Source organism: Saccharopolyspora sp. ID03-671 (genome assembly GCF_045278815.1).
In the GTDB taxonomy this organism is placed as follows: domain Bacteria; phylum Actinomycetota; class Actinomycetes; order Mycobacteriales; family Pseudonocardiaceae; genus Saccharopolyspora; species Saccharopolyspora ipomoeae.
The window spans coordinates 2,630,962-2,651,171 of the sequence record NZ_CP134054.1; the positions used below are offsets into that span (position 1 = coordinate 2,630,962).

The window sequence follows — 20,210 nt, forward strand, 5'->3', positions numbered from 1 at the left end:
CTCGCTGCAGCAGGATCAGAGCAGCGATGGCGTGCTGCTCGGCCCTCCGAGCCCGTACAGGTCGGGCAGCTCCGCCGCTGCTCTGATCTCGGCGAGCGAATCGTCCCAGCGGCCGAAGTTGTACGCGATCACCGCCGCACCAGTGCGCAAGAGCGGCAACATGCCCATGCCCACCCGCTCGGCCAGCGGCCTGCCCCGTTCGAGCACGTCCAACACCCTGATGTCCTGGGTGATGTCGAGCGCGACCACCCGCACGAACAGCGCCCAACCCCGTTGCAGCGGATCCTCGGCGACGCTCAGCAGCGCCTCGGCTCGGTCCAGGGCGGCGAGCGCGCCGGTGAAATCGCGCTGGAAGCTCAACGCGATGGCCTCGAAGTTGAGCAGGCTCAACTCGACGATCGGGTCGTGCGGCGCCGCAGGCGCTGCCTGTTCCGCGGCGCGCTGCATTCCGTCCAGGTCCGCGATGAGGAACCTGGCGAGCCCGTCCAGCACGGCCAACCGGGCGGGCAGCTTCCCCTCTTCCCGCTCGGCGTCGAGGATCTCGATCGCGCCGGCTCCGTCAAACTCGCCGATGGCGATCTTCGCCAGCACGGCCCGCAACCGGTGCCGGACCTGCTCGTCCGGGCGCACGACCAACCCCGCGCCGGCGCTCCGGCGGGCCTGCTCGGTACGTCCCGACCACAGCTGCGCTTCGGCCAGCGAGGCGCCGATCCGGTGCCGCTCGGGGTGGCCCGGCGGAAGCCGGTCGACGGCGCGGGTCAGCAGGTCGACCACGAGCAGCGGGTGTTCGGCGGCGAGCCGCTCCGCGTGCTCGGCGAGCCAGTTCACGACCCGGGAATCGAGGGGTGCGTGGACCAGGTGCGCGGCGACGTCCTCCGGCGCGGCGTCGCGGGAGGCGAGTGCACGCGCCACCGTCCCGCGCAGCCCGGCCGAGGTCGCCACCAGGTCGTCGCGCAGCAGCGGGTACCGCACGCTCACCCGACCGTCGACCTCGTCGACCAGGCCCAGCGCGGCCAGTCGCCGGATCGCGGCCAGCACCTCCGCCGGGGAGCTCTCCGCGACGGAGGCCAGCTCGTCGACCGAGCTCCGCTCGCCGAGCAGGGCGGCGTACCGCAGCACGCCGGCGTCGTCGCCTGCGAGCCCCGTCGCCCAGCCGGTCACCTGCGCGGCGCGGTCGGGTGCGGTCAACCTGCTGAGCAGCCACGGGTTCCCGCCCGCTTCGGCCACCTCGGCTCCGGTCATCGCGCGAACGGCCGCCGCGTCCAAGGGCTCCAGATCGTGCGTGGTCGCCGAGCGGTCGAGGACCGCGAAGCGCTCCGGAGTCGCCCCTCGGTGACGTCCGGCGAGGATCAGCAGGCTGCGGTCGCCCACCTGCTCGGCCAGCTCGTGCAGGGCCAGGAGGGTGTCGTCATCGGCGCGGTGCAGGTCGTCGAGGACGACCAGGGCGGGCTCGTCCCAGCTCACCGGACCGGTCGAGAGCGGGGTTCGGCCCGACGGCACCAGGACGGGAAGCCGATGGGTGCGCATCCCGGAGTCCCGGGCCGCGGCGCAGTGCGCGTCGAGCAGCGCGGTGATGCCCATCCCGGGGTCGGCCCGCACCACGACCAGCGCACCGCGACCGGCTCGCGCGGCGGCGGTGGCCTCCTCCAGCAGCCGGAACGACTCGTCTCGCCCGAAGATCTCCACGTCTCCACCACATCGCCTCGCCGAACTCCGTCGCAGCGTAGCGAGTTCGCACCCCTCGCAACCCCGAATCGGTGAACGGGCTTCTCGGACGGGAGCGCGCGGCAGGGGTGGCGGGGATCCACAGTGGACGTTCGGGGCATCACCACGCCGGGTCACCACCGCTGGGCGGAAGTCTGCTCGCAAGGCGGTATCTGCGAGCGGCCGCGATCTCAACAATCGATCACGGCACGGCTCAGGCGGCAGTGGAGGGGCATGTTCGAGCAGGTCATGACCGGCACGGTCATCGCGGCCACGGCGACAGCGCTGGTGCGGCTCGGACTGCGCCGGCACGCGCTCTGCCACGTCGACGTCGCGCAGCTGCTGATGGGGCTGGGCATGATCGCGATGTACCTGGCCCCGTCCCCGCTGCTGGCCGCTCCGTTCGTGGCCTTCGGCTGCTGGCTGGGGTTCCGCGCTGCGCGCACGCGCACGAGCTCGTTCCTGCACCACGCGATCGGATCGCTGGCGATGGCCTACATGTTCGCCGGGCAGCAGACCGGCCCCGCCGGCACGCCCCTGATCGCGGCCGGGCACCACCACGGGCCGGTCACCGTCGCCGCGCAGACCCCGGGCCTGGTGCTCCCGCTGCTCGCCTGGGCGCTGATGAGCTACTGCGCGCTCGCCGCCGGATTCGCCGCCACCGACCTCGTCCGGACCCCGCCACCGCGCGCCCGCTCGGTGATCGAACTGGTCCTCTCGGCATCGATGGCGCACATGTTCCTGGCAATGCTCTAGACCAAAAACCGCAGGTAAGCAGGCGCTGACAGTTTCGGCTGCTAATGATCACTATTACAAGCACCGGGTCTTCTCGGAACCCGTCTGCCAGGTTAGGCTACCCAAACTTTTTCACGATTCCGACAGATTGGGTGTCCCCCCATGCTGCGTCATCGCAGACTTCTCGCGGCGCTGTCCGCCGTGTTCGCCCTGGGAGTCGCCGCGTGCGGCTCACCGGCCTCCGACCAGCCCCCGCCGCCGCAGTCCCGCGTCGTCCAGCACGCCAAGGGCCAGACCAACATCACCGGAACGCCGCAGCGCGTCGTCGTCCTCGACACCGGCGAACTGGACTCCGTGCTCGCCCTCGGCGTCAAGCCCATCGCCACCGTGCTGCCCGACGCCAACACCCAGATCCAGCCCTACCTCGCGGAGAAGGCGGGCAACGTCGAGATCGTCGGCACCATCGGCTCCCCCAACATGGAGAAGATCGCCGCCCTCAAGCCGGACCTGATCCTGTCCAGCAAGACCCGCGACGACGAGCACTACGACGCGCTCAGCAAGATCGCGCCCACCGTCTTCGCCGAATCCGTCGGCAAGACCTGGAAGGAGAACTTCCTCCTCGACGCCGACGCGCTGGGCAAGCGCGCGGAAGCCGACAAGATCCTCGCCGACTACCAGGCCCGCGCCTCCGAGGTCGGCAAGCAGGCCGCCGGCCGCAAGGTCAGCATGCTGCGCTTCATCCCCGGCGACATCCGGCTCTACAACAAGGGCTCGTTCATCGGCACGATCCTCGCCGACGCCGGGTTCAACCGGCCCGACAACCAGCTCGGCGACAAGACCTTCACCAAGCTCAGCCGCGAGCAGATCTCGCAGGCCGACGGCGACATGCTGTTCTACGGCGCCTACGGCGACAACGCCCGGCAGCAGATGGGCGAGGTGACCCGCTCGGTGCAGTGGACGACGCTCAACGCCGTCCGCACCGGCAAGGCCGTCGAGGTCCCCGACGACACCTGGTACCTCGGCCTCGGACCGATCGCCGCCGGGCTGGTCCTCGACGACCTGGAGAAGTTCGTCGCCCAACCCTGATCCGGTCCAGCCCGATCCGGTCAGCGCTGGTCCCGTCAGCGCTGATCTCCTCAGGGCTGGTCCGATCCGGGCACGACGTCGAGGCGGAGGTCTCCTGCGCTGCGTCCGACCCGCAGATCCCCGTCACAGGGTTCGACCGGCACGGTCACCTCCGCCTCGGCCCCGGACTCCGCGGTCACCACCGCGAAACCCACCAGCCGCACCGGATTGTCCGCGTAGACCTGGACGACCTCGCGGCCGGCGCGGTCGCCGGTGTTGCGCAGCTTCACCACGACCGCGTCGCCGTCGCGGGACGCCTCGTCGTAGGACCACGACGTGTACCCGAGCCCGTGCCCGAAGCAGAAACCAGGTGTGACGCCGCGGTTCTCGTAGGCGCGGTAACCGATCAGCGGGCCCTCCGAGTAGCGCAGAGCCCCGTCCACCGGCTGCACGCCCGGCAGCGGCACCGGCACGTCGGCCAACCGGGCAGGCAGCGTCGTGGGCAGCCTGCCACCGGGTTCCACCGCGCCCATCAGCACGTCGGCTAGCGCGTCGCCGTACTCCTGGCCGCCGAACCACGTCCACAGCACCGCCGGCGCGTCCGACGACCACGGCATCAGCACGGGACCGCCCGCGTTGACCACCACCACCGTGTTCGGGTTGATCGCGACGACCTGCGCGACCAGCTCGTCCTGCTGTCCCGGCAGGTCCAGCGAACCGCGGTCGCGGCCCTCCGTCTCGACCTCGTCGTTGGTGCCGACCACGACCACCGCGACATCGCAGTCCCGCGCCGCCCGCAACGCCGCCTCCAGCTCGGCGGCGTCGTCCCAGCCCTCCGCCCGATGCCCGAGGCCCACGGCGATGAGGTCCGCGTCGATCTTCTGCGGCGTGAACTCCACCGTCAGGCAGGCCCGGCCCTTCCCGTCCACGTCCGAGTCGACGAGCACGACGTTGAAGCGCTGCTCCGGCGGGGCCAGCATGTCGCCCAGCGGGTCGTCGGCCTCGCCCTCGGCGGCGACGTCGGTGGTCAGGACCTCGCGGCCGGAGATCTCCACGCGGAAGTGCCCGGTGCCGTTGACGCCGAACACGTGCTCGCCGAGCTCCAGCGACAGGCTTCCGCTCATCCGCAGCTTCCGGGTGCCCTCGGGCATCGCGCCGAGCTGCCAGATCAGGCGTTCCGCACCGCGCAGCTCGCTGCTCAGCACCTCGTCGTTCTCGCCCAGGTACTCCACCCGCAGACCGCTGCCCTCGCCCTGCGGGTCCAGGATCTCCTCGCGCGGGATCGGATCCAGCAGCCTGCGATGCCGGACGCCGCGCCGGTGCTGGATCTCCGCGTTCGGCAGGGCCTTGCGGAGGCCCTCCAGCGGAGTCACCACGTGCGGTGGGCTGACGTGCGAAGAACCCCCGCCCTGCACCGCGGGGAAGGTCGCGTTCTCACCGATCACGGCGATCTTGGTGACGCCGGGATCCAGCGGCAGCAGCGCTTTCTCGTTGCGCAGCAGCACGAAACCGCGGGCCGTCAGGTCCCGGATCACCGCGCGGGCCTGCTCCGGCGGACCGTCGTTCACCGGCGCGCTCTTCTCCTCGTCGCCCAAGGCACCGACCCGGTCGGCCAGGCGCAGCAGCCGCACGACCTTGTCGTCGAGGACCTCCTCGGCGACCTCGCCGTCCTGGACGGCCTCGGCCAGCGCGCCCTCGGCCCACGGGCTCTTCGGACCGGGCATCGCCAGGTCCAGCCCGCCGTTGGCGGCCGGAGCGCACGTCCGGGTCGCGAACCAGTCCGAGACCAGGACGCCGTCGAAACCCCACTCGCCCTTGAGAACCTCGTTGACCAGCAGCGAATGCTCGGTCATCGTGTGCCCGTTGACCGAGTTGTAGGCGGCCATCATCGCCCACGGGCCCGCCTCGGCAACGATCCTGCGGAACGGCTCCAGGTAGCAGTCGCGCAGCGTCCGCTCGTCGATCACCGCGTCGTAGGTGAAGCGCTCCGTCTCGCTCTCGTTGCCCACGTAGTGCTTCGGCGTGGCCGCGACACCCCGGGACTGGATGCCGGCGACGATCCGCGCGCCGAGCACACCGGTCAGCAGCGGGTCCTCGGAGAAGTTCTCGAAATGCCTGCCGCCGAACGGACTCCGGTGCAGGTTGATCGTGGGTGCCAGCACGACGTGAACCCCGCGGCGGACGGCCTCGTCGCCGAACAGCTCGCCCGCCCGCGTCAACGCGTCCCGATCCCAGGTCGCCGCCAAGCCCGACGCCACCGGCAGGAGCAGCGAGGTGTCGCGCTCGTCCCAGGTCGTGCCCCGGACGCCGTTCGGGCCGTCCGACAGCACCAGCCGACGCAATCCGACCTTCGGTTCGGGGTGCAGCGTCCAGAAGTCGGCGCCGGTCACCAACCGAGCCTTCTCCGCCACGGTCAGCTCGCCCACCAACGAACGGAGTTCGTCCTCGTTCACTCCCGTGCCCCTTCCACCCGGACTCCGGGCGCAAGTCTCGACCACCAACCGGAAGCTGTCGAGCTCAGAAGCACAAAACGGGGCCGATCAATCCTGATCGGATCAATCGGCCCCGTTGTAAGGAATGTGTCGGCGGTGTCTTACTCTCCCACACCCTAGCGAGTGCAGTACCATCAGCGCTGGGGAGCTTAGCTACCGGGTTCGGAATGGGACCGGGCGGACCCTCCCCGCCATCGCCACCGACAACCCTCTGCCCAACCCACACAGGGTCGGAAACCTTCGGGTGTCAATCAACGTTGACACACATATCCGATTATCAACAACCCATGGGTTGTTGTCTCAGACATCGTATAGTGGGTGCGTAACACCTTCGTGAGCAAGTCCTCGGCCTATCAGCACCGGTCAGCTCCACACATTACTGTGCTTCCACATCCGGCCTGTCAACCCGGTCATCTACCGGGAGCCTTAACCCACAAAGGGGCGGGAGACCTCATCTAGGAACAGGCTTCCCGCTTAGATGCTTTCAGCGGTTATCCCTCCCGAACATAGCCAACCAGCCGTGCCCTTGGCAGAACAACTGGCACACCAGAGGTTCGTCCGTCCCGGTCCTCTCGTACTAGGGACAGCCTTCCGCAAGTCTCCTACGCGCGCGGCGGATAGGGACCGAACTGTCTCACGACGTTCTAAACCCAGCTCGCGTGCCGCTTTAATGGGCGAACAGCCCAACCCTTGGGACCAACTCCAGCCCCAGGATGCGACGAGCCGACATCGAGGTGCCAAACCATGCCGTCGATATGGACTCTTGGGCAAGATCAGCCTGTTATCCCCGGGGTACCTTTTATCCGTTGAGCGACACCGCTTCCACCAGCCAGTGCCGGATCACTAGTCCCTGCTTTCGCACCTGCTCGACCCGTCAGTCTCACAGTCAAGCTCCCTTATACACTTACACTCAACACCTGATTGCCAACCAGGCTGAGGGAACCTTTGGGCGCCTCCGTTACCCTTTAGGAGGCAACCGCCCCAGTTAAACTACCCACCAGGCACTGTCCCCGATCCGGATCACGGACCCGAGTTAGATACCGGAACGACCAGAGTGGTATTTCACCAACGACTCCACCACCACTAGCGTGATAGCTTCACAGTCTCCCACCTATCCTACACAAGCCGAACCAAACACCAATACCAAGCTATAGTAAAGGTCCCGGGGTCTTTCCGTCCTGCCGCGCGAAACGAGCATCTTTACTCGTACTGCAATTTCACCGGGCCTGTGGTCGAGACAGCGGAGAAGTCGTTACGCCATTCGTGCAGGTCGGAACTTACCCGACAAGGAATTTCGCTACCTTAGGATGGTTATAGTTACCACCGCCGTTTACTGGCGCTTAAATTCTCCGCTACACCCCAAAGGGCTTTACGGGTCCTCTTAACGTTCCAGCACCGGGCAGGCGTCAGTCCATATACATCGCCTTACAGCTTCGCATGGACCTGTGTTTTTAGTAAACAGTCGCTTCTCCCTGGCCTCTGCGACCACCACCAGCTCCCACCGCAAAGGGCGTTCACCAGCAGTGGCCCCCCTTCTCCCAAAGTTACGGGGGCAATTTGCCGAATTCCTTAACCACAGTTCACCCGACCGCCTCGGTATTCTCTACCTGACCACCTGTGTCGGTTTCGGGTACGGGCCGTGCACACACTCGCTAGAGGCTTTTCTCGGCAGCATGGGATCACTCACATCACCACAACGGCTACGCATCACCCCTCACCCACAAGGCATGCGGATTTACCTACACACCGGGCTACAGGCTTACACCAGTACAACCACTCACTGGCAGAGCTACCCTCCTGCGTCACCCCATCACTTGACTACTAACTTATCGGGTCCCATGCACTCACCACTTCACCCGAAGGATCAGAAGCTCGCGGATGGTTAGCATCAAAGAATTCATCATGGGCGCATATGCACGGGTACGGGAATATCAACCCGTTATCCATCGACTACGCCTGTCGGCCTCGCCTTAGGCCCCGACTCACCCTGGGCGGACGAACCTTCCCCAGGAACCCTTGGTCATCCGGCGGAAGAGATTCTCACTCTTCACTCGCTACTCATGCCTGCATTCTCACTCCCACACAATCCACACCACGCTTCCGCGGACGCTTCACCTCGTGCAGGACGCTCCCCTACCCAACCCAGAAAAATCTGGATTGGCATGGCTTCGGCGGTGCGCTTCAGCCCCGCTACATTGTCGGCGCAGGACCACTTGACCAGTGAGCTATTACGCACTCTTTCAAGGATGGCTGCTTCTAAGCCAACCTCCTGGTTGTCTAAGCGATCCCACATCCTTTCCCACTAAGCGCACACTTGGGGGCCTTAGCCGATGCTCTGGGCTGTTTCCCTCTCGACGACGAAGCTTCTCCCCCGCCGTCTCACTGCCACACTCAACTCAGGCGTATTCGGAGTTTGGCTGATCTCAGTAACCCGTGAAGGCCCATCAACCAACCAGTGCTCTACCCCACCCAAGCAACATGCGACGCTGCACCTAAATGCATTTCGGGGAGAACCAGCTATCACGGAGTTTGATTGGCCTTTCACCCCTACCCACAGCTCATCCCCCAGGTTTTCAACCCTGGTGGGTTCGGGCCTCCACACGGTCTTACCCGCGCTTCACCCTGGCCATGGGTAGATCACCCCGCTTCGGGTCTACACCACGCGACTAGAACGCCCTATTCAGACTCGCTTTCGCTCCGGCTACCCCACAACCAGGTTAACCTCGCCACGCAGCAGTAACTCGCAGGCTCATTCTTCAAAAGGCACGCCATCACCCCTGCAAAGGAGGCTCTGACGGATTGCAGGCACATGGTTTCAGGAACTATTTCACTCCCCTCCCGGGGTACTTTTCACCATTCCCTCACGGTACTATCCACTATCGGTCACCAGGAAGTATTTAGGCTTAGCGAGTGGTCCCGCCAGATTCACAGCACCCTCCACGAAAGCGCTGCTACTCGGGAACACCACCACACGCACAACAATGACTTTCGCCTACCGGACTCTCACCGTCTACGGTCAGGTTTCCCAACCTATTCAACTAGCCATCATCGCCACGCTGGCGGACTGGTAGATCCGCCCAACAGTGTCCCACAACCCCGCACACGCAACCCCTACCAGGTATCCCACGCGCACGGTTTAGCCTCTTCCGCTTTCGCTCGCCACTACTCACGGAATCACCAGTGTTTTCTCTTCCTACGGGTACTAAGATGTTTCACTTCCCCGCGTTCCCCCTCACACCCTATATATTCAGGCATGAGTAACCCGACATCACTCGGGCTGGGTTACCCCATTCGGACACCCTCGGATCACAGCTCGTTTGACAACTCCCCGAGGACTATCGCGGCCTACCACGTCCTTCATCGGCCCCTGGTACCAAGGCATCCACCATGTGCCCTAAAAAACTTGGCCACAAAGATGCTCGCACCCACTATACAATTCTCAAACAACAACCCGAGAAACAACACACACTCACAACGAGCGCAGTGTGCTCTCTCAGATACCCAACAGTGAACCGTTTCGCTAAACGTTAGTGTGTTCCACAATCCATCGAGCACCCAAGCAATGCCACGTGCGGACATTCAACTCGGACACTCCCAGCACGAAAACTGGGGTGTATTGCTCCTTAGAAAGGAGGTGATCCAGCCGCACCTTCCGGTACGGCTACCTTGTTACGACTTCGTCCCAATCGCCAGTCCCACCTTCGACCACTCCCTCCCACAAGGGGTTAGGCCATGGGCTTCGGGTGTTACCGACTTTCATGACGTGACGGGCGGTGTGTACAAGGCCCGGGAACGTATTCACCGCAGCAATGCTGATCTGCGATTACTAGCGACTCCGACTTCACGGGGTCGAGTTGCAGACCCCGATCCGAACTGAGACCGGCTTTAAGGGATTCGCTCCACCTCACAGTATCGCAACCCTCTGTACCGGCCATTGTAGCATGTGTGAAGCCCTGGGCATAAGGGGCATGATGACTTGACGTCATCCCCACCTTCCTCCGAGTTGACCCCGGCAGTCCCCTACGAGTCCCCGCCATCACGCGCTGGCAACATAGGGCAAGGGTTGCGCTCGTTGCGGGACTTAACCCAACATCTCACGACACGAGCTGACGACAGCCATGCACCACCTGTACACCAACCACAAGGGAAACCCCATCTCTGAGGCTGTCTAGTGCATGTCAAACCCAGGTAAGGTTCTTCGCGTTGCATCGAATTAATCCACATGCTCCGCCGCTTGTGCGGGCCCCCGTCAATTCCTTTGAGTTTTAGCCTTGCGGCCGTACTCCCCAGGCGGGGCGCTTAATGCGTTAGCTACGGCACGGAAACGGTGGAACCCATCCCCACACCTAGCGCCCAACGTTTACGGCATGGACTACCAGGGTATCTAATCCTGTTCGCTCCCCATGCTTTCGCTCCTCAGCGTCAGTATCGGCCCAGAGACCCGCCTTCGCCACCGGTGTTCCTCCTGATATCTGCGCATTTCACCGCTACACCAGGAATTCCAGTCTCCCCTGCCGAACTCAAGTCTGCCCGTATCGACCGCACGCCCACAGTTAAGCTGCAGGTTTTCACGGCCGACGCGACAAACCGCCTACGAGCTCTTTACGCCCAATAAATCCGGACAACGCTCGCACCCTACGTATTACCGCGGCTGCTGGCACGTAGTTAGCCGGTGCTTCTTCTACAGGTACCGTCACTCGCGCTTCGTCCCTGTCGAAAGAGGTTTACAACCCGAAGGCCGTCATCCCCCACGCGGCGTTGCTGCGTCAGGCTTTCGCCCATTGCGCAAGATTCCCCACTGCTGCCTCCCGTAGGAGTCTGGGCCGTGTCTCAGTCCCAGTGTGGCCGGTCACCCTCTCAGGCCGGCTACCCGTCGTCGCCTTGGTAGGCCACTACCCCACCAACAAGCTGATAGGCCGCGGGCTCATCCTGCACCGCCGGAACTTTCCACACGCACACCATGCGGTGACGTGTCGTATCCGGTATTAGACCTCGTTTCCAAGGCTTATCCCAGAGTGCAGGGCAGATTACCCACGTGTTACTCACCCGTTCGCCACTAATCCACCACCGAAGCGGCTTCATCGTTCGACTTGCATGTGTTAAGCACGCCGCCAGCGTTCGTCCTGAGCCAGGATCAAACTCTCCAACAATGCCTTGTTGAAACAATCCCAGCACACACTCAACAACCACAAAGGTCGGAGCGTGATACTCAAAGAAACCACCAACCACCATCAGCAGGCAAAACCCGCATCCAGTTGGTTAGGGGCATAAAAGAACACTAACCAAAACAGTCCACTGTTGAGTTCTCAAAGAACACACCCACACCATCCCTCACCACCCATTCCAGGGCCGCAAAGTCCGGGGAGTCATTTCCTCGGTGATTCCCGCTCTCGCGGTGTTTCCCACTTTAGACCATCCTGATTTCCTCGGTCAAACCGGGGGGTCTCATTCTCGGCCGTTGCTTTTCCGTGACCTTCAAGCAAGTCCCGTACTCCGCAACATCAAGCGAAACAACCGCTCAATCGGTATTCACATTATCAAAAGGTCTTACCCGTTCTCACCGGGCTCCGAACACGCTACCACCCGAAGGTTTAAGCGAGGTTCTCGGGGCCCCGTCAGGCCCGGCCCGGTTTTCCCCGGTCCGTGTCGCGCTGACATGGAATACTTTACGCACACCCGAAAACCCCCTGAACACCACCCCCCCCCTTTAAGGGTGAAACCCCAGGTCAGGGCCTGCGAACCGGTCCTTTTCCCCGTTCACGGGCACTCCCCGACCGGCCCAGCGGGATCTCCACCTTCGGGTGGTTGTCGGTCGCGGGAGCCGGTGTACTTGGATTTCACGGGTAGCCTGCCGACGACTTGTCAGAACGGGGGTAGTAGTGGACTCGACTCCGATATACACCGAGCTGCGCAACACTCTGGCCGATCCGGAGGACCGCGATTGGGGCCCGAGCGCCCCGCCGGAGTTCGCATCCCGGCTCGCCGAAGGAGCGGAATCGGCACCGGCGAAGGAATCCCGCGCGAGCGGCGCGCGCTCCCGCGCGCGGAGACACCGCGCGGCGGACTGACGCCCCGAGATCTCCCGACCGCACCGGACCACAGCGCCGGTGCGGTTTTTTGCGCCCGGAATCAGGCGCGTCCGCCATCGAGCGCGGATCAACCGCACCCATCGCCGATATCGGACTTCCGCCGGATGAGCTGAAGCGCTCTCAGTCGACGGCGGAGGAGAACAGCGGCAGCGAGACGGCGGGTCCGTCGGCGGAAGCCTGCTTGTCGGCGGCCGGCTCGGCGGCGGGAATCGGCTCCGGCTCGGATTCCTCGATCTGAGCCTCGACCGGTTCCTCGGCGCTCTCGTTCTTCTTCAGCGCCTCACGAGTGCGCTGCGCGGCGCCGCGAATCTGCTCGGTCAACTGCTTGTTGGCCTGGCGCGCCTGCTCCTCTTCGCGCTCCTGCTGCTTGGTGGTGCGCGGGGCGGCGGGTTTCGGCGCGCGGGATGCCTTGATGTAGCGGTCGAGCAGTGAGCGGAGCGCTTGCGCGTTGCTCTCGCTCAGATCGATTTCATAGGTCACGCCGTCCAGCGCGAAGGTGACGGTGTGCTTGGCTGGCGACCCGTCGATGTCATCGACGAGATCGACCTGAATCCGCTCGGCCATGATCACCTGTCTCGGGAACGCGCCCCGTCTCGATCCGCGACTTCCAGGTAAGACTACTGCTAGTCCTGACCACGTTGTAGCACGACGGTGGGCAGATGTCTCGCACTCGACCATAGTGCACCCGGTTCGATCGGCCGAAAACCGCTCGGTGTTCCGGACACCGGGAGCAGCTCTCGCCCTGTCGGCCTAACTGACGGTAACCGAACGCGGTCGTTTTGAACCCAAGGTAATCCGGGCGGCGGCCGAATTGGGATACCGGGTGGAACATTCTTCCGAGCATCGTTTATTGTTCGCTCGCTCTTCGTCGCGCGGGCACGTGCGCGCAGAGACTGGATTCGAGCCGGAATCGAGGTTTAACCGTGGCGCAGAAAGTCACCGTGCAGCTGGTCGACGATGTCGACGGCACCACAGCCGACAGCACCGTCGAGTTCGCCCTGGACGGGGTGAACTACCAAATCGACCTGTCCGCCGACAACGCCGCGAAACTGCGGGACTCGCTGGCCTCTTTCGTGGCCAACGCCCGTAAGACCGGTGGCCGCAAGCGGTCTGGCGGCAAGCCGGGCAAGCCCGCCGGGGCTCCGACCCAGGCGGACCGCGAACGCAACCAGGCCATTCGGGAATGGGCGCGGGAACAGGGCATGCAGGTTTCCGACCGAGGCCGCATTCCGGCTGAGATCGTCGAGGCTTACGACAACGCTGGGTGAACACCCGGGGACGGGCGGCCGGATTGGGCAACGGACATATCCGGCCGCCTCGTTAATATCCCGCCAATTGCAGCGCAATGGCGGGAGCGTACTACGGCAATCGGATGCATCGACTACCGGTTCGCCAAGAAGCGGTTGATTTCCTCCCGACCGGGCATAGCGCTGGTCGCACCGGTGCGCTGCACGGACAGTGCCGACCCTGCCGCCGCGCGGCGCAACGCCTCCGGGACGTCCGCACCCTCGCCCAGCGCCGTGCTGAGCACGCCTACGAACGTGTCGCCCGCCGCCGTGGTGTCCACGGCCTGGACCGGGAACGCCGGCACCTCGTGGCGGACGCCGTCGCGGTGCCCGTAGACGCATCCGCGGGAACCGAGGGTGATCACGACCTCGGGCACCAGCTCCAGCAGCGCCGACAGGGCGCGCTCGGGGTCCTCCTGGCCGGTCAGCACGGCCGCCTCGTGCTCGTTGGGCACCAGCAGGTCCACGTCGCGCAGCAGGTCCTCGGGCAGCGGGACGGCGGGGGCCGGCGTGAGCACGACCCGCACGCCGTGGCGCTTGCCCGCGGCGGCCGCGGCGGCCACGCCGGACTGCGGGATCTCCAGCTGCAGCAGGAGGCTGCCGGACGCCGCGATGATCTCCTCGTCGCCTTCGGCGAGCGCGTCGACGGTGCCGTTGGCCGCGGGGCCGCGACGATCGAGTTGTTCCCCTCGTCGTCGACCACGATGTGCGCGGTCCCGCTGCGACCCGGTGCCGTGCGCAGACCTTGGATGTCCACAGTGGATTCCCGGAAGGTGCGCCGAATCTCGGCGCCGAAGTCGTCCTCCCCGACCGCGCCGATCATGCGCACGTCCGCACCCGCCTTGGCGGCGGCGATCGCCTGGTTGGCGCCCTTGCCACCGGGGACCGTGCGGAACTCGCGGCCGGTGACCGTCTCGCCCTGCCCGGGCGCGACCGGCACGTAGGCCACCAGATCCATGTTGCAGCTGCCGAAGACCACCACGCTCGTCGTCACCGGGCCATCATGCCCGGCTCCGACACCCCGCCCGCTGGACGGGTCACGCGCAGGGCGACGTCGTACCATGCCGACCAGCAGTCGAGGAGAGGGCGATACGCGGTGGACTACGCGGTGACGGCAGAGCTGGCACCACCTGCGGAGGTGGTGGAGCTGGACCCGCTGCAGCAGGAGGGCGTCGCGGCCGTGCTGGACCGCCACCTCGCGATGGTCGAAGGGGTCAGCGGGCCGGAGGAGTCCGACATCGACGTCCTCGACTACCGGATCACCGTGCACCAGACCGGTGTGAGCGTGCTGCTGGCGCTGGACGCGCCATCGCTGCAGGCCGCCGAGGAGGGCGCGGCGTCGGTGCTCGACGAGCTCATCTCGGAGACCGAGCTGCTGCTGGGCTGGTCGGTCGCGTCCTCGGCCGTGCGCATCACCGAGGACGAGTTCAACGAGCGGCTGGCCGCCGCCGACGAGGTCGACACCGACGAGGCGCTGCAGGCGGCGATCGAGGAGGCCCTGGAGACCTCCGAAGAACCCGCGATGGACGCCGAGCACTGGAAGCGCAGGCTCACCGAGCTCACGCCCCGGCTGGGCGCGTTCTCCGCCGAGGCGTTCGGCGTCGAGGGCGAGCGGGCCGCGCTGGCGGCCGGTGCCCTGGTGCACGCCGTGCGGGTGGTGACGGACGAGGTCTTCTACGACGAGCTCGCGCTGGCGGTCAACAACGCGACGGTCGCCGACGCGGCCGGGCTGCTGGTGCTGGAGGAGCTGCCGCCCTGCTACGACCACCGCTACGACGCGTTCTTCGCGCGCTCGTTCGTGCTGGCCTCGGCCGCGGTGGCGGTGCGGCTCACCGAGGCGCCGTGGACGCCGCCGCGCAGCGTGGCCGAGGCGCTGGCGCTGCGGCTGGTGATCAACGAGGCGCGGGTGGTCCTGGAGGCCGCCGAGCTCATGTCCTGGGACGACAGCGAGCCGGTGTTCGAGGCGTTCGCGACGGCGGCCTTCGCCGGGGCCCGGTACGACGAGCTCTACGAGATCGACGTCCCGCTGGCCGCCGATGCGGAGCCGGAGGTCGTCGAGCAGGCGGCCAAGGTCGAGGCGGAGCTGCACGACCGCGGTCTCGCCTTCGACCAGTGGTTCCTGCCCCGCGACGGGGGCCCGTACCACCCGTACCTCGACTCGCCCTGATCCCGGGCCGGGTGGGCGACAGTTTTAGCCAGAATCACCCATGATCAATGTCCGTATTGTCCGGTCAATTATGGCTAAAACTGTCACCGCTGCAGCGACGTCGTCCCCGGAGGCCCGCCGGCCGGGTGGTGGACCCGTCAGCTCTGGTTGCGGACCGCGTGCGGGGGGACCGTGGCGCCGATGAGGGAGGCGTCGTCGATGGTCTGCGGCTCGTAGGCGCTGTTCGGGAGCGCTTCGAGCATCAGGTTGATCGGGTCGTCGATCGGCTCCACGCGGCCGAACAGGAACGCCCACTCGTGCTCGTCCGAACCGAAGTAGGCGACCGTCTCGAACGCCGACTGGAACCGGTTGTAGGCGCGGATCAGCGTCTCGTTGCGCCACACCGTCGGGCAGCCGCCCTGGAACGCCACCACTCCCCCGGCCGAGAGCACCGACTGGCAGCGCTGGATGAACTCCAGGCCGTACAGCCGGTTGTGCTGGCCGTCGGCGTCGTCGGCGCGCTCGTCCGGCAGGTCCACCACGACGATGTCGTAGCCCTCCGGCGGCGCGGTGTCCAGGAAGCTCCAGCCGTCGGCGAAGTGGATCGTGACCGGTCCCTCGCCCTTCTCGGCCGCGGCCAGCTCCTCCGGCGTGTAGCCGTAGGGCAGCAGCTCGGCGCACTTGCGCACGCACAGCTCGTCGATGTCGACGTGGTCGACGCGGGTCGCGCCGGCGGCCACCGCCATCTGGCTGGCCACGCCCTCGCTCGACCCGATGATCAGCACCCGCTCCACCTGCGCGGCCATCAGGAACGCCGGCACCATCATGGCCTCGTGGTAGACCAGCTGGGAGAACTCGGTGCTCTGCCGGTCGTCGTCGCAGAACAGCGAGACGCCCTGACCGGTCCGCCCGATCACCACGTGCTGGTAGGGGGTGTCGCCCTCCCAGAGCACGTCATCCACCCGCCACAGGCGCTGCAGGTCGGCGCCCATCGGCTCCTTGATCCACCGGTGCCCGTCGAGTTCGATCAACGGTCTTCCTCCTGAATTCCCCAAATGATGTGTGCCCAGCATCCCGCCGGCTCCCGTGGCGGGCTCGCCGACACGCGAAAGTAAACCGTCCACGCCTCCGGTCCCACTGCCCAACGCTCGTCGAGCGGCGAAGCCGCTCTCTCCTTGCCCCGCCTGAGCGACTGGCCCCGCCGCAGGTTCTGAGCGGCTTCGCGGCGAGGACGCCGCGCTGCGCAGAACGAGTCGACCACGGAGTTTCAGCAGACCAGTTCGGCGTAGTCGTGGCCGCGTTGGATGGTCTGCACGTTCTGGCTCGTCGGTTTGAGCGCCTCGGCGAGCAGCTGCACGGCGAGTTCGGGCTTCGCGGTGTGCCCGCAGGTGAAGACGTCGATGAAGATCGAGCCGTCCTCCGGGTAGGTGTGCATCGAGGCGTGGGACTCCGACAGCAGCGCCAACACCGTGACGCCCTGCGGGTCGAACCGCTTGGCGATCATCTGGCACACCGTGGCGTCCGACGCGCTCAAGGCGTCGTTGAGCGCGTCCCGCAGGTACTGCTCGTCGTCCAGCAGTTCCGGCGCGACGCCCTCGAGCTCGGCCAGGACGTGCCTGCCGGTGAACAGACCGACCTGTGCTCCGGTGTCAACGGACATCTATCGACCTCCCATCATTTCGCAGATTTGCCGCGTCTTCCTTCTCGTCCCCCTGCGAGCGGACCTCGCCGCCCGCAGCAGATCACGGCCGCTGATCGCCGTCGACGCAATAGGTGGGCAGCGGGGTGAACCCGTTGAAACCCACCGATGAATAGCTCGCGGTGTACGCGCCCGCCGACAGCAGATCGACCCAGTCACCGCCGCGCAGCGTGCGCGGCAGGTCGTAGCGGGTCCGCTGGTAGAGCACGTCGTCACCGTCGCAGGTGGGCCCGGCCAGCACGACCGGGCCTTCCGGGTCGCCGTCGCGCGAGGTGCGCAGCCGGTAGGTGATGGCCTCGCCCTCGGTCTCGGCGAGCCCGTTGTAGCGCCCGATGTCGAGGTACACCCAGCGCCGCTGCCCGTCGCAGGAGTCGGTGACCAGCACGACCTCGCTGCGCAGCACTCCGGCGTCGCCGACGAGGAAGCGCCCGGGTTCGACGAGCAGCTCCGGCCGGTCCGGGCCGAAGGCGCGCTCCAGCGCCTGCTCGACGGCCGTGACGTAGTCGGCCAGCGGCGGCGCGGTCTCGGTGTACCCGGCGGGCAGCCCGCCGCCGAGGTTGACCATGCGCGGTCGCACGCCGCGCTCGGCGCAGTCGACGAAGACCTGCGCGGCGGCGTCGATGCCGTGCCGGTAGGCGGCCGGGTCGAGCTGCTGCGATCCGATGTGGAACGACACGCCGAAGGCGTCCAGCCCCAGCTCGGCGGCGCGCACCAGCAGGTTCGCGGCCTGCTGCGGGGTGCAGCCGAACTTGCGGCCGAACGGGGTCTTCGAGCCGGTGTTGTCGACCAGGACGCGGCAGAACACCTGCGCGCCCGGCGCGACCTCGGCGATGTTGGTGAGGTCGGCGTCGCTGTCGGTGGCGAACAGCCGCACGCCCTGCTCGAAGGCGCGGGCGATGTCGCGGCGCTTCTTGATGGTGTTGCCGTAGGAGATCGACTCGGGTGCGGCGCCCTTGGCGAGGCACAGCTCGATCTCACCGGGGCTGGCCACGTCGAACGAGGCGCCCTCGGCGATGAGCTCGCCGACGATCTCGGGTGTGGGGTTGGCCTTGACCGCGTAGCAGATCCGCGCGTCCGGCAGGGCTGAGCGCAGTTGCCGGTACCGGTCCCGCACCTGCGCCAGATCCATGACCAGGCAAGGGGTTTCGGGGTCGTGCTGATCGAGGAACCGCCGGATCGGATCCGGATTCCCGTTGCCCCGCCCGGGCTCCTGCGCGGTGCCGCTAGGGCGGTCCGTCACGCCGGTGGTGGCGGACAGATCGGTCAATCCCGTTACCTCCGTCTGGGTCCTCGCTGCGCTGTTCTGGGCGCTCAGCGACCGCAACTGCGACCAAGCACGGTACCGCCCCCACCGCCAGATTTCGAACCGCCGGCGAAGTTGTGAGCACGCGCACCGATCAGGCGTCCGGATCGAGGCGCAGCGCGAGGTAGAAGTCCACGCGCACGGCGAAGTCGGAGAGATCGCGTCCGGTGAGCTCCTCCACCCGCTGGACGCGGTAGCGCAGCGTGTTGACGTGCACGTGCAGCAGTTGCGCGCAGCGCGACCAGGAACCGTTGTTGTCCAGGAACACCCGCAGCGTGCGGACGAGTTCGGAGCCGTGCGCGGCGTCGTAGGCGAACACGTCGGCGAGCAGCCGCTGCCGGTAGGAGCGCCGCAGCTCGTCGGGTGCGGAGGCCAGCAGCACCTCGTGCGAGGCGAGTTCGGCCGCGGCGGCGACTTCGGCCCGGCCCCGCCGCTGCTCGGCGAGCCTGCGGGCGTAGGCGGCCTCGTCGAGGGCGCCGCGCAGGGCGGTGGCGGCGGTGGTGTCGCTGATGCCCATCGCGAGGCGCCGCTCGCCGAGCCCGGCTTCGGTCTCGGCGACGATGCGCCGCAGCTGCCGGTCCAGGTCGGCGAGGTGGTCGGGGTCGTCGACGAACAGCGCGGCGGCGCCGTCGCCGAGCGGGGCGGTGACCGAGGCCATGCCGGTGGCGGCGGCGATCTCGCGGAGCAGCGTCGTGGACTCGCCGGGATCGCCGACGCCGAGCGTCACCGCGCGCAGCGGCTCGTCGGCGGGCAGCCCGGCGGTCTCCAGGCGGGCGGCGACCTCGGCGGGTGAGGAGCTGCCCTCCAGCAGTCTGCGCAGGGCGGCTTCGACGGAGCGGCCGGCGATGCGGCGGGCCTCGTCGACGCGGGCGCGCACCAGGGAGATCACGGTGCCCAGGTCGGTGGCGACGGCTTCGCGGTGCTCGTCCCACTCGACGAGGTCGCCGCTGACCAGCGCGAACCACTGGGCGGCTGCGGGTTCGGCGCCGGATTCGACCGGCCACAGCACGTGCGGGTCGCCGGCGCGCCAGGTGCGCGGCAGGCGGCCCCGGGCGAACTCGGCGAGCGCGCCCGCGCGGGTCTCCTCGGGCAGGTCGGCGGTGCCGCCGACGACCCATCCCGCGCCGGACAGGACCCAGCAGTCGGCGCCGAGGTCGTCGGCGGCCATCCGCAGCACCCGGTCGAGGTCGGCGCCCGCGGCGACGGCGGAGATGAGCTCGCGGCGGGGCGCGGAGCGCCACTGGATCCGCTCGGCCAGCGCGTTGAAGCTCACCGAGATCGGCACCTCGAACGCGGGCAACCCGTGCTCGCGGCAGGCCGCGACCAGGTCCGGCGGTGCGTGCCCGAGGCGCGCCGTCCCGGCCGCGAGCCCGGCGACGCCTGCGTCGACCAGCGCCCGCACGAACCGCTCGGAGTCCTCCGGCCCGGAGTGCCACACGAGCCCGCTCAGCACCAGCTCGCCGCCGGTCAGGTACCGCCGGGGATCGATCAGATCGGTGATGTACACGCCCCGGACGACCCGCTCCAACCCCCCGGCGTCGCTGAGCAGCACCAACCCGAGCTCGTCGTCCTCCAGCAGGTCCCTGAGCCGCACGCGCCCTCCGTCCCTCACCCGCCCGGCACGCCCCACCGGCCGAAAACCCCGATCTTCGTCGCGCGAATGCGTCGGTTCTCGACGCGTGGCGCGGGTG

The 20,210-nt window shown here is 66.9% G+C and carries 12 protein-coding genes, 3 rRNA genes and 1 pseudogene; 4 read left to right on the forward strand and 12 right to left on the reverse strand.

What is annotated here, in order from left to right; all coding sequences use genetic code 11:
• Positions 1–15: 15 nt before the first annotated feature.
• The gene (locus REH65_RS11785; protein ID WP_406692449.1) at positions 16–1,686 is read right to left on the reverse strand and encodes a hypothetical protein; all 1,671 of its coding nucleotides are present in this window, start codon (positions 1,684–1,686) and stop codon (positions 16–18) included.
• Between the two features lie 252 nt (positions 1,687–1,938).
• Here REH65_RS11785 and REH65_RS11790 point away from each other — a divergent pair, with 252 nt between their 5' ends.
• Both REH65_RS11790 and REH65_RS11795 read left to right on the forward strand, forming a co-directional pair.
• Complete coding sequence (locus REH65_RS11790) at positions 1,939–2,460, forward strand: DUF5134 domain-containing protein (RefSeq protein ID WP_406692450.1); 522 nt, start codon at positions 1,939–1,941, stop codon at positions 2,458–2,460.
• Between the two features lie 141 nt (positions 2,461–2,601).
• Positions 2,602–3,525, forward strand: a complete 924-nt coding sequence (locus REH65_RS11795; RefSeq protein ID WP_406692451.1) for an ABC transporter substrate-binding protein — start codon at positions 2,602–2,604, stop codon at positions 3,523–3,525.
• A gap of 50 nt (positions 3,526–3,575) precedes the next feature.
• Here the strand turns inward: REH65_RS11795 and REH65_RS11800 are convergent, their stop codons facing one another.
• From REH65_RS11800 to REH65_RS11820, 5 genes are all read right to left on the reverse strand, one after another.
• A complete protein-coding gene (locus tag REH65_RS11800) occupies positions 3,576–5,957 on the reverse strand; it encodes a glycoside hydrolase family 3 protein (protein ID WP_406692452.1) in 2,382 nt (793 codons plus the stop codon).
• A 127-nt stretch (positions 5,958–6,084) separates the two neighbouring features.
• Positions 6,085–6,201: ribosomal RNA gene (rrf, locus tag REH65_RS11805) — 5S ribosomal RNA — on the reverse strand.
• 128 nt (positions 6,202–6,329) lie between these two features.
• Positions 6,330–9,405, reverse strand: a 23S ribosomal RNA gene (locus tag REH65_RS11810).
• 218 nt (positions 9,406–9,623) lie between these two features.
• Positions 9,624–11,146 (reverse strand): 16S ribosomal RNA (locus tag REH65_RS11815).
• Together the 16S, 23S and 5S rRNA genes form the textbook arrangement of a ribosomal RNA operon.
• Positions 11,147–12,205: 1,059 nt before the next feature.
• Positions 12,206–12,649 (reverse strand): Lsr2 family protein, encoded by a 444-nt coding sequence (locus tag REH65_RS11820; RefSeq protein ID WP_406692453.1) that lies wholly within the window; start codon positions 12,647–12,649, stop codon positions 12,206–12,208.
• A gap of 359 nt (positions 12,650–13,008) precedes the next feature.
• On the opposite strand from REH65_RS11820, the gene REH65_RS11825 reads away from it, so the two are divergent.
• A complete protein-coding gene (locus REH65_RS11825) occupies positions 13,009–13,353 on the forward strand; it encodes an Lsr2 family protein (protein ID WP_281456188.1) in 345 nt (114 codons plus the stop codon).
• Between the two features lie 113 nt (positions 13,354–13,466).
• Here the strand turns inward: REH65_RS11825 and REH65_RS11830 are convergent, their stop codons facing one another.
• The gene (locus REH65_RS11830; RefSeq protein ID WP_406693146.1) at positions 13,467–14,135 is read right to left on the reverse strand and encodes a PfkB family carbohydrate kinase; all 669 of its coding nucleotides are present in this window, start codon (positions 14,133–14,135) and stop codon (positions 13,467–13,469) included.
• Positions 14,069–14,434, reverse strand: a pseudogene (locus REH65_RS11835) (PfkB family carbohydrate kinase); the annotation flags it as partial. The pseudogene REH65_RS11835 and the gene REH65_RS11830, both read right to left, overlap by 67 nt.
• Before the next feature lie 33 nt (positions 14,435–14,467).
• Between REH65_RS11835 and REH65_RS11840 the strand changes: the two are divergent.
• On the forward strand, positions 14,468–15,538 hold the full coding sequence (locus tag REH65_RS11840; RefSeq protein WP_406692454.1) for a hypothetical protein: 1,071 nt from the start codon (positions 14,468–14,470) through the stop codon (positions 15,536–15,538).
• 137 nt (positions 15,539–15,675) lie between these two features.
• Here REH65_RS11840 and REH65_RS11845 read toward each other — a convergent pair whose 3' ends face one another.
• From REH65_RS11845 to REH65_RS11860, 4 genes are all read right to left on the reverse strand, one after another.
• On the reverse strand, positions 15,676–16,548 hold the full coding sequence (locus REH65_RS11845) for a spermidine synthase (RefSeq protein ID WP_406692455.1): 873 nt from the start codon (positions 16,546–16,548) through the stop codon (positions 15,676–15,678).
• A gap of 236 nt (positions 16,549–16,784) precedes the next feature.
• Positions 16,785–17,177 carry an adenosylmethionine decarboxylase gene (gene speD, locus REH65_RS11850; protein WP_406692456.1) on the reverse strand — a complete coding sequence of 131 codons (393 nt, stop codon included), beginning with the start codon at positions 17,175–17,177 and terminating at the stop codon, positions 16,785–16,787.
• Between the two features lie 82 nt (positions 17,178–17,259).
• Complete coding sequence (locus REH65_RS11855; RefSeq protein ID WP_406692457.1) at positions 17,260–18,483, reverse strand: type III PLP-dependent enzyme; 1,224 nt, start codon at positions 18,481–18,483, stop codon at positions 17,260–17,262.
• A gap of 130 nt (positions 18,484–18,613) precedes the next feature.
• A complete protein-coding gene (locus REH65_RS11860) occupies positions 18,614–20,113 on the reverse strand; it encodes a PucR family transcriptional regulator (protein ID WP_406692458.1) in 1,500 nt (499 codons plus the stop codon).
• Positions 20,114–20,210 lie beyond the last annotated feature (97 nt).

Coding starts and splice junctions, on each gene's coding strand:
- REH65_RS11820 (WP_406692453.1), bottom strand. CDS start 12,649: ATGGCCGAGCGGATTCAGGTCGATCTCGTCGATGACATCGACGGGTCG.
- speD (WP_406692456.1), bottom strand. CDS start 17,177: ATGTCCGTTGACACCGGAGCACAGGTCGGTCTGTTCACCGGCAGGCAC.
- REH65_RS11795 (WP_406692451.1), top strand. CDS start 2,602: ATGCTGCGTCATCGCAGACTTCTCGCGGCGCTGTCCGCCGTGTTCGCC.
- REH65_RS11790 (WP_406692450.1), top strand. CDS start 1,939: ATGTTCGAGCAGGTCATGACCGGCACGGTCATCGCGGCCACGGCGACA.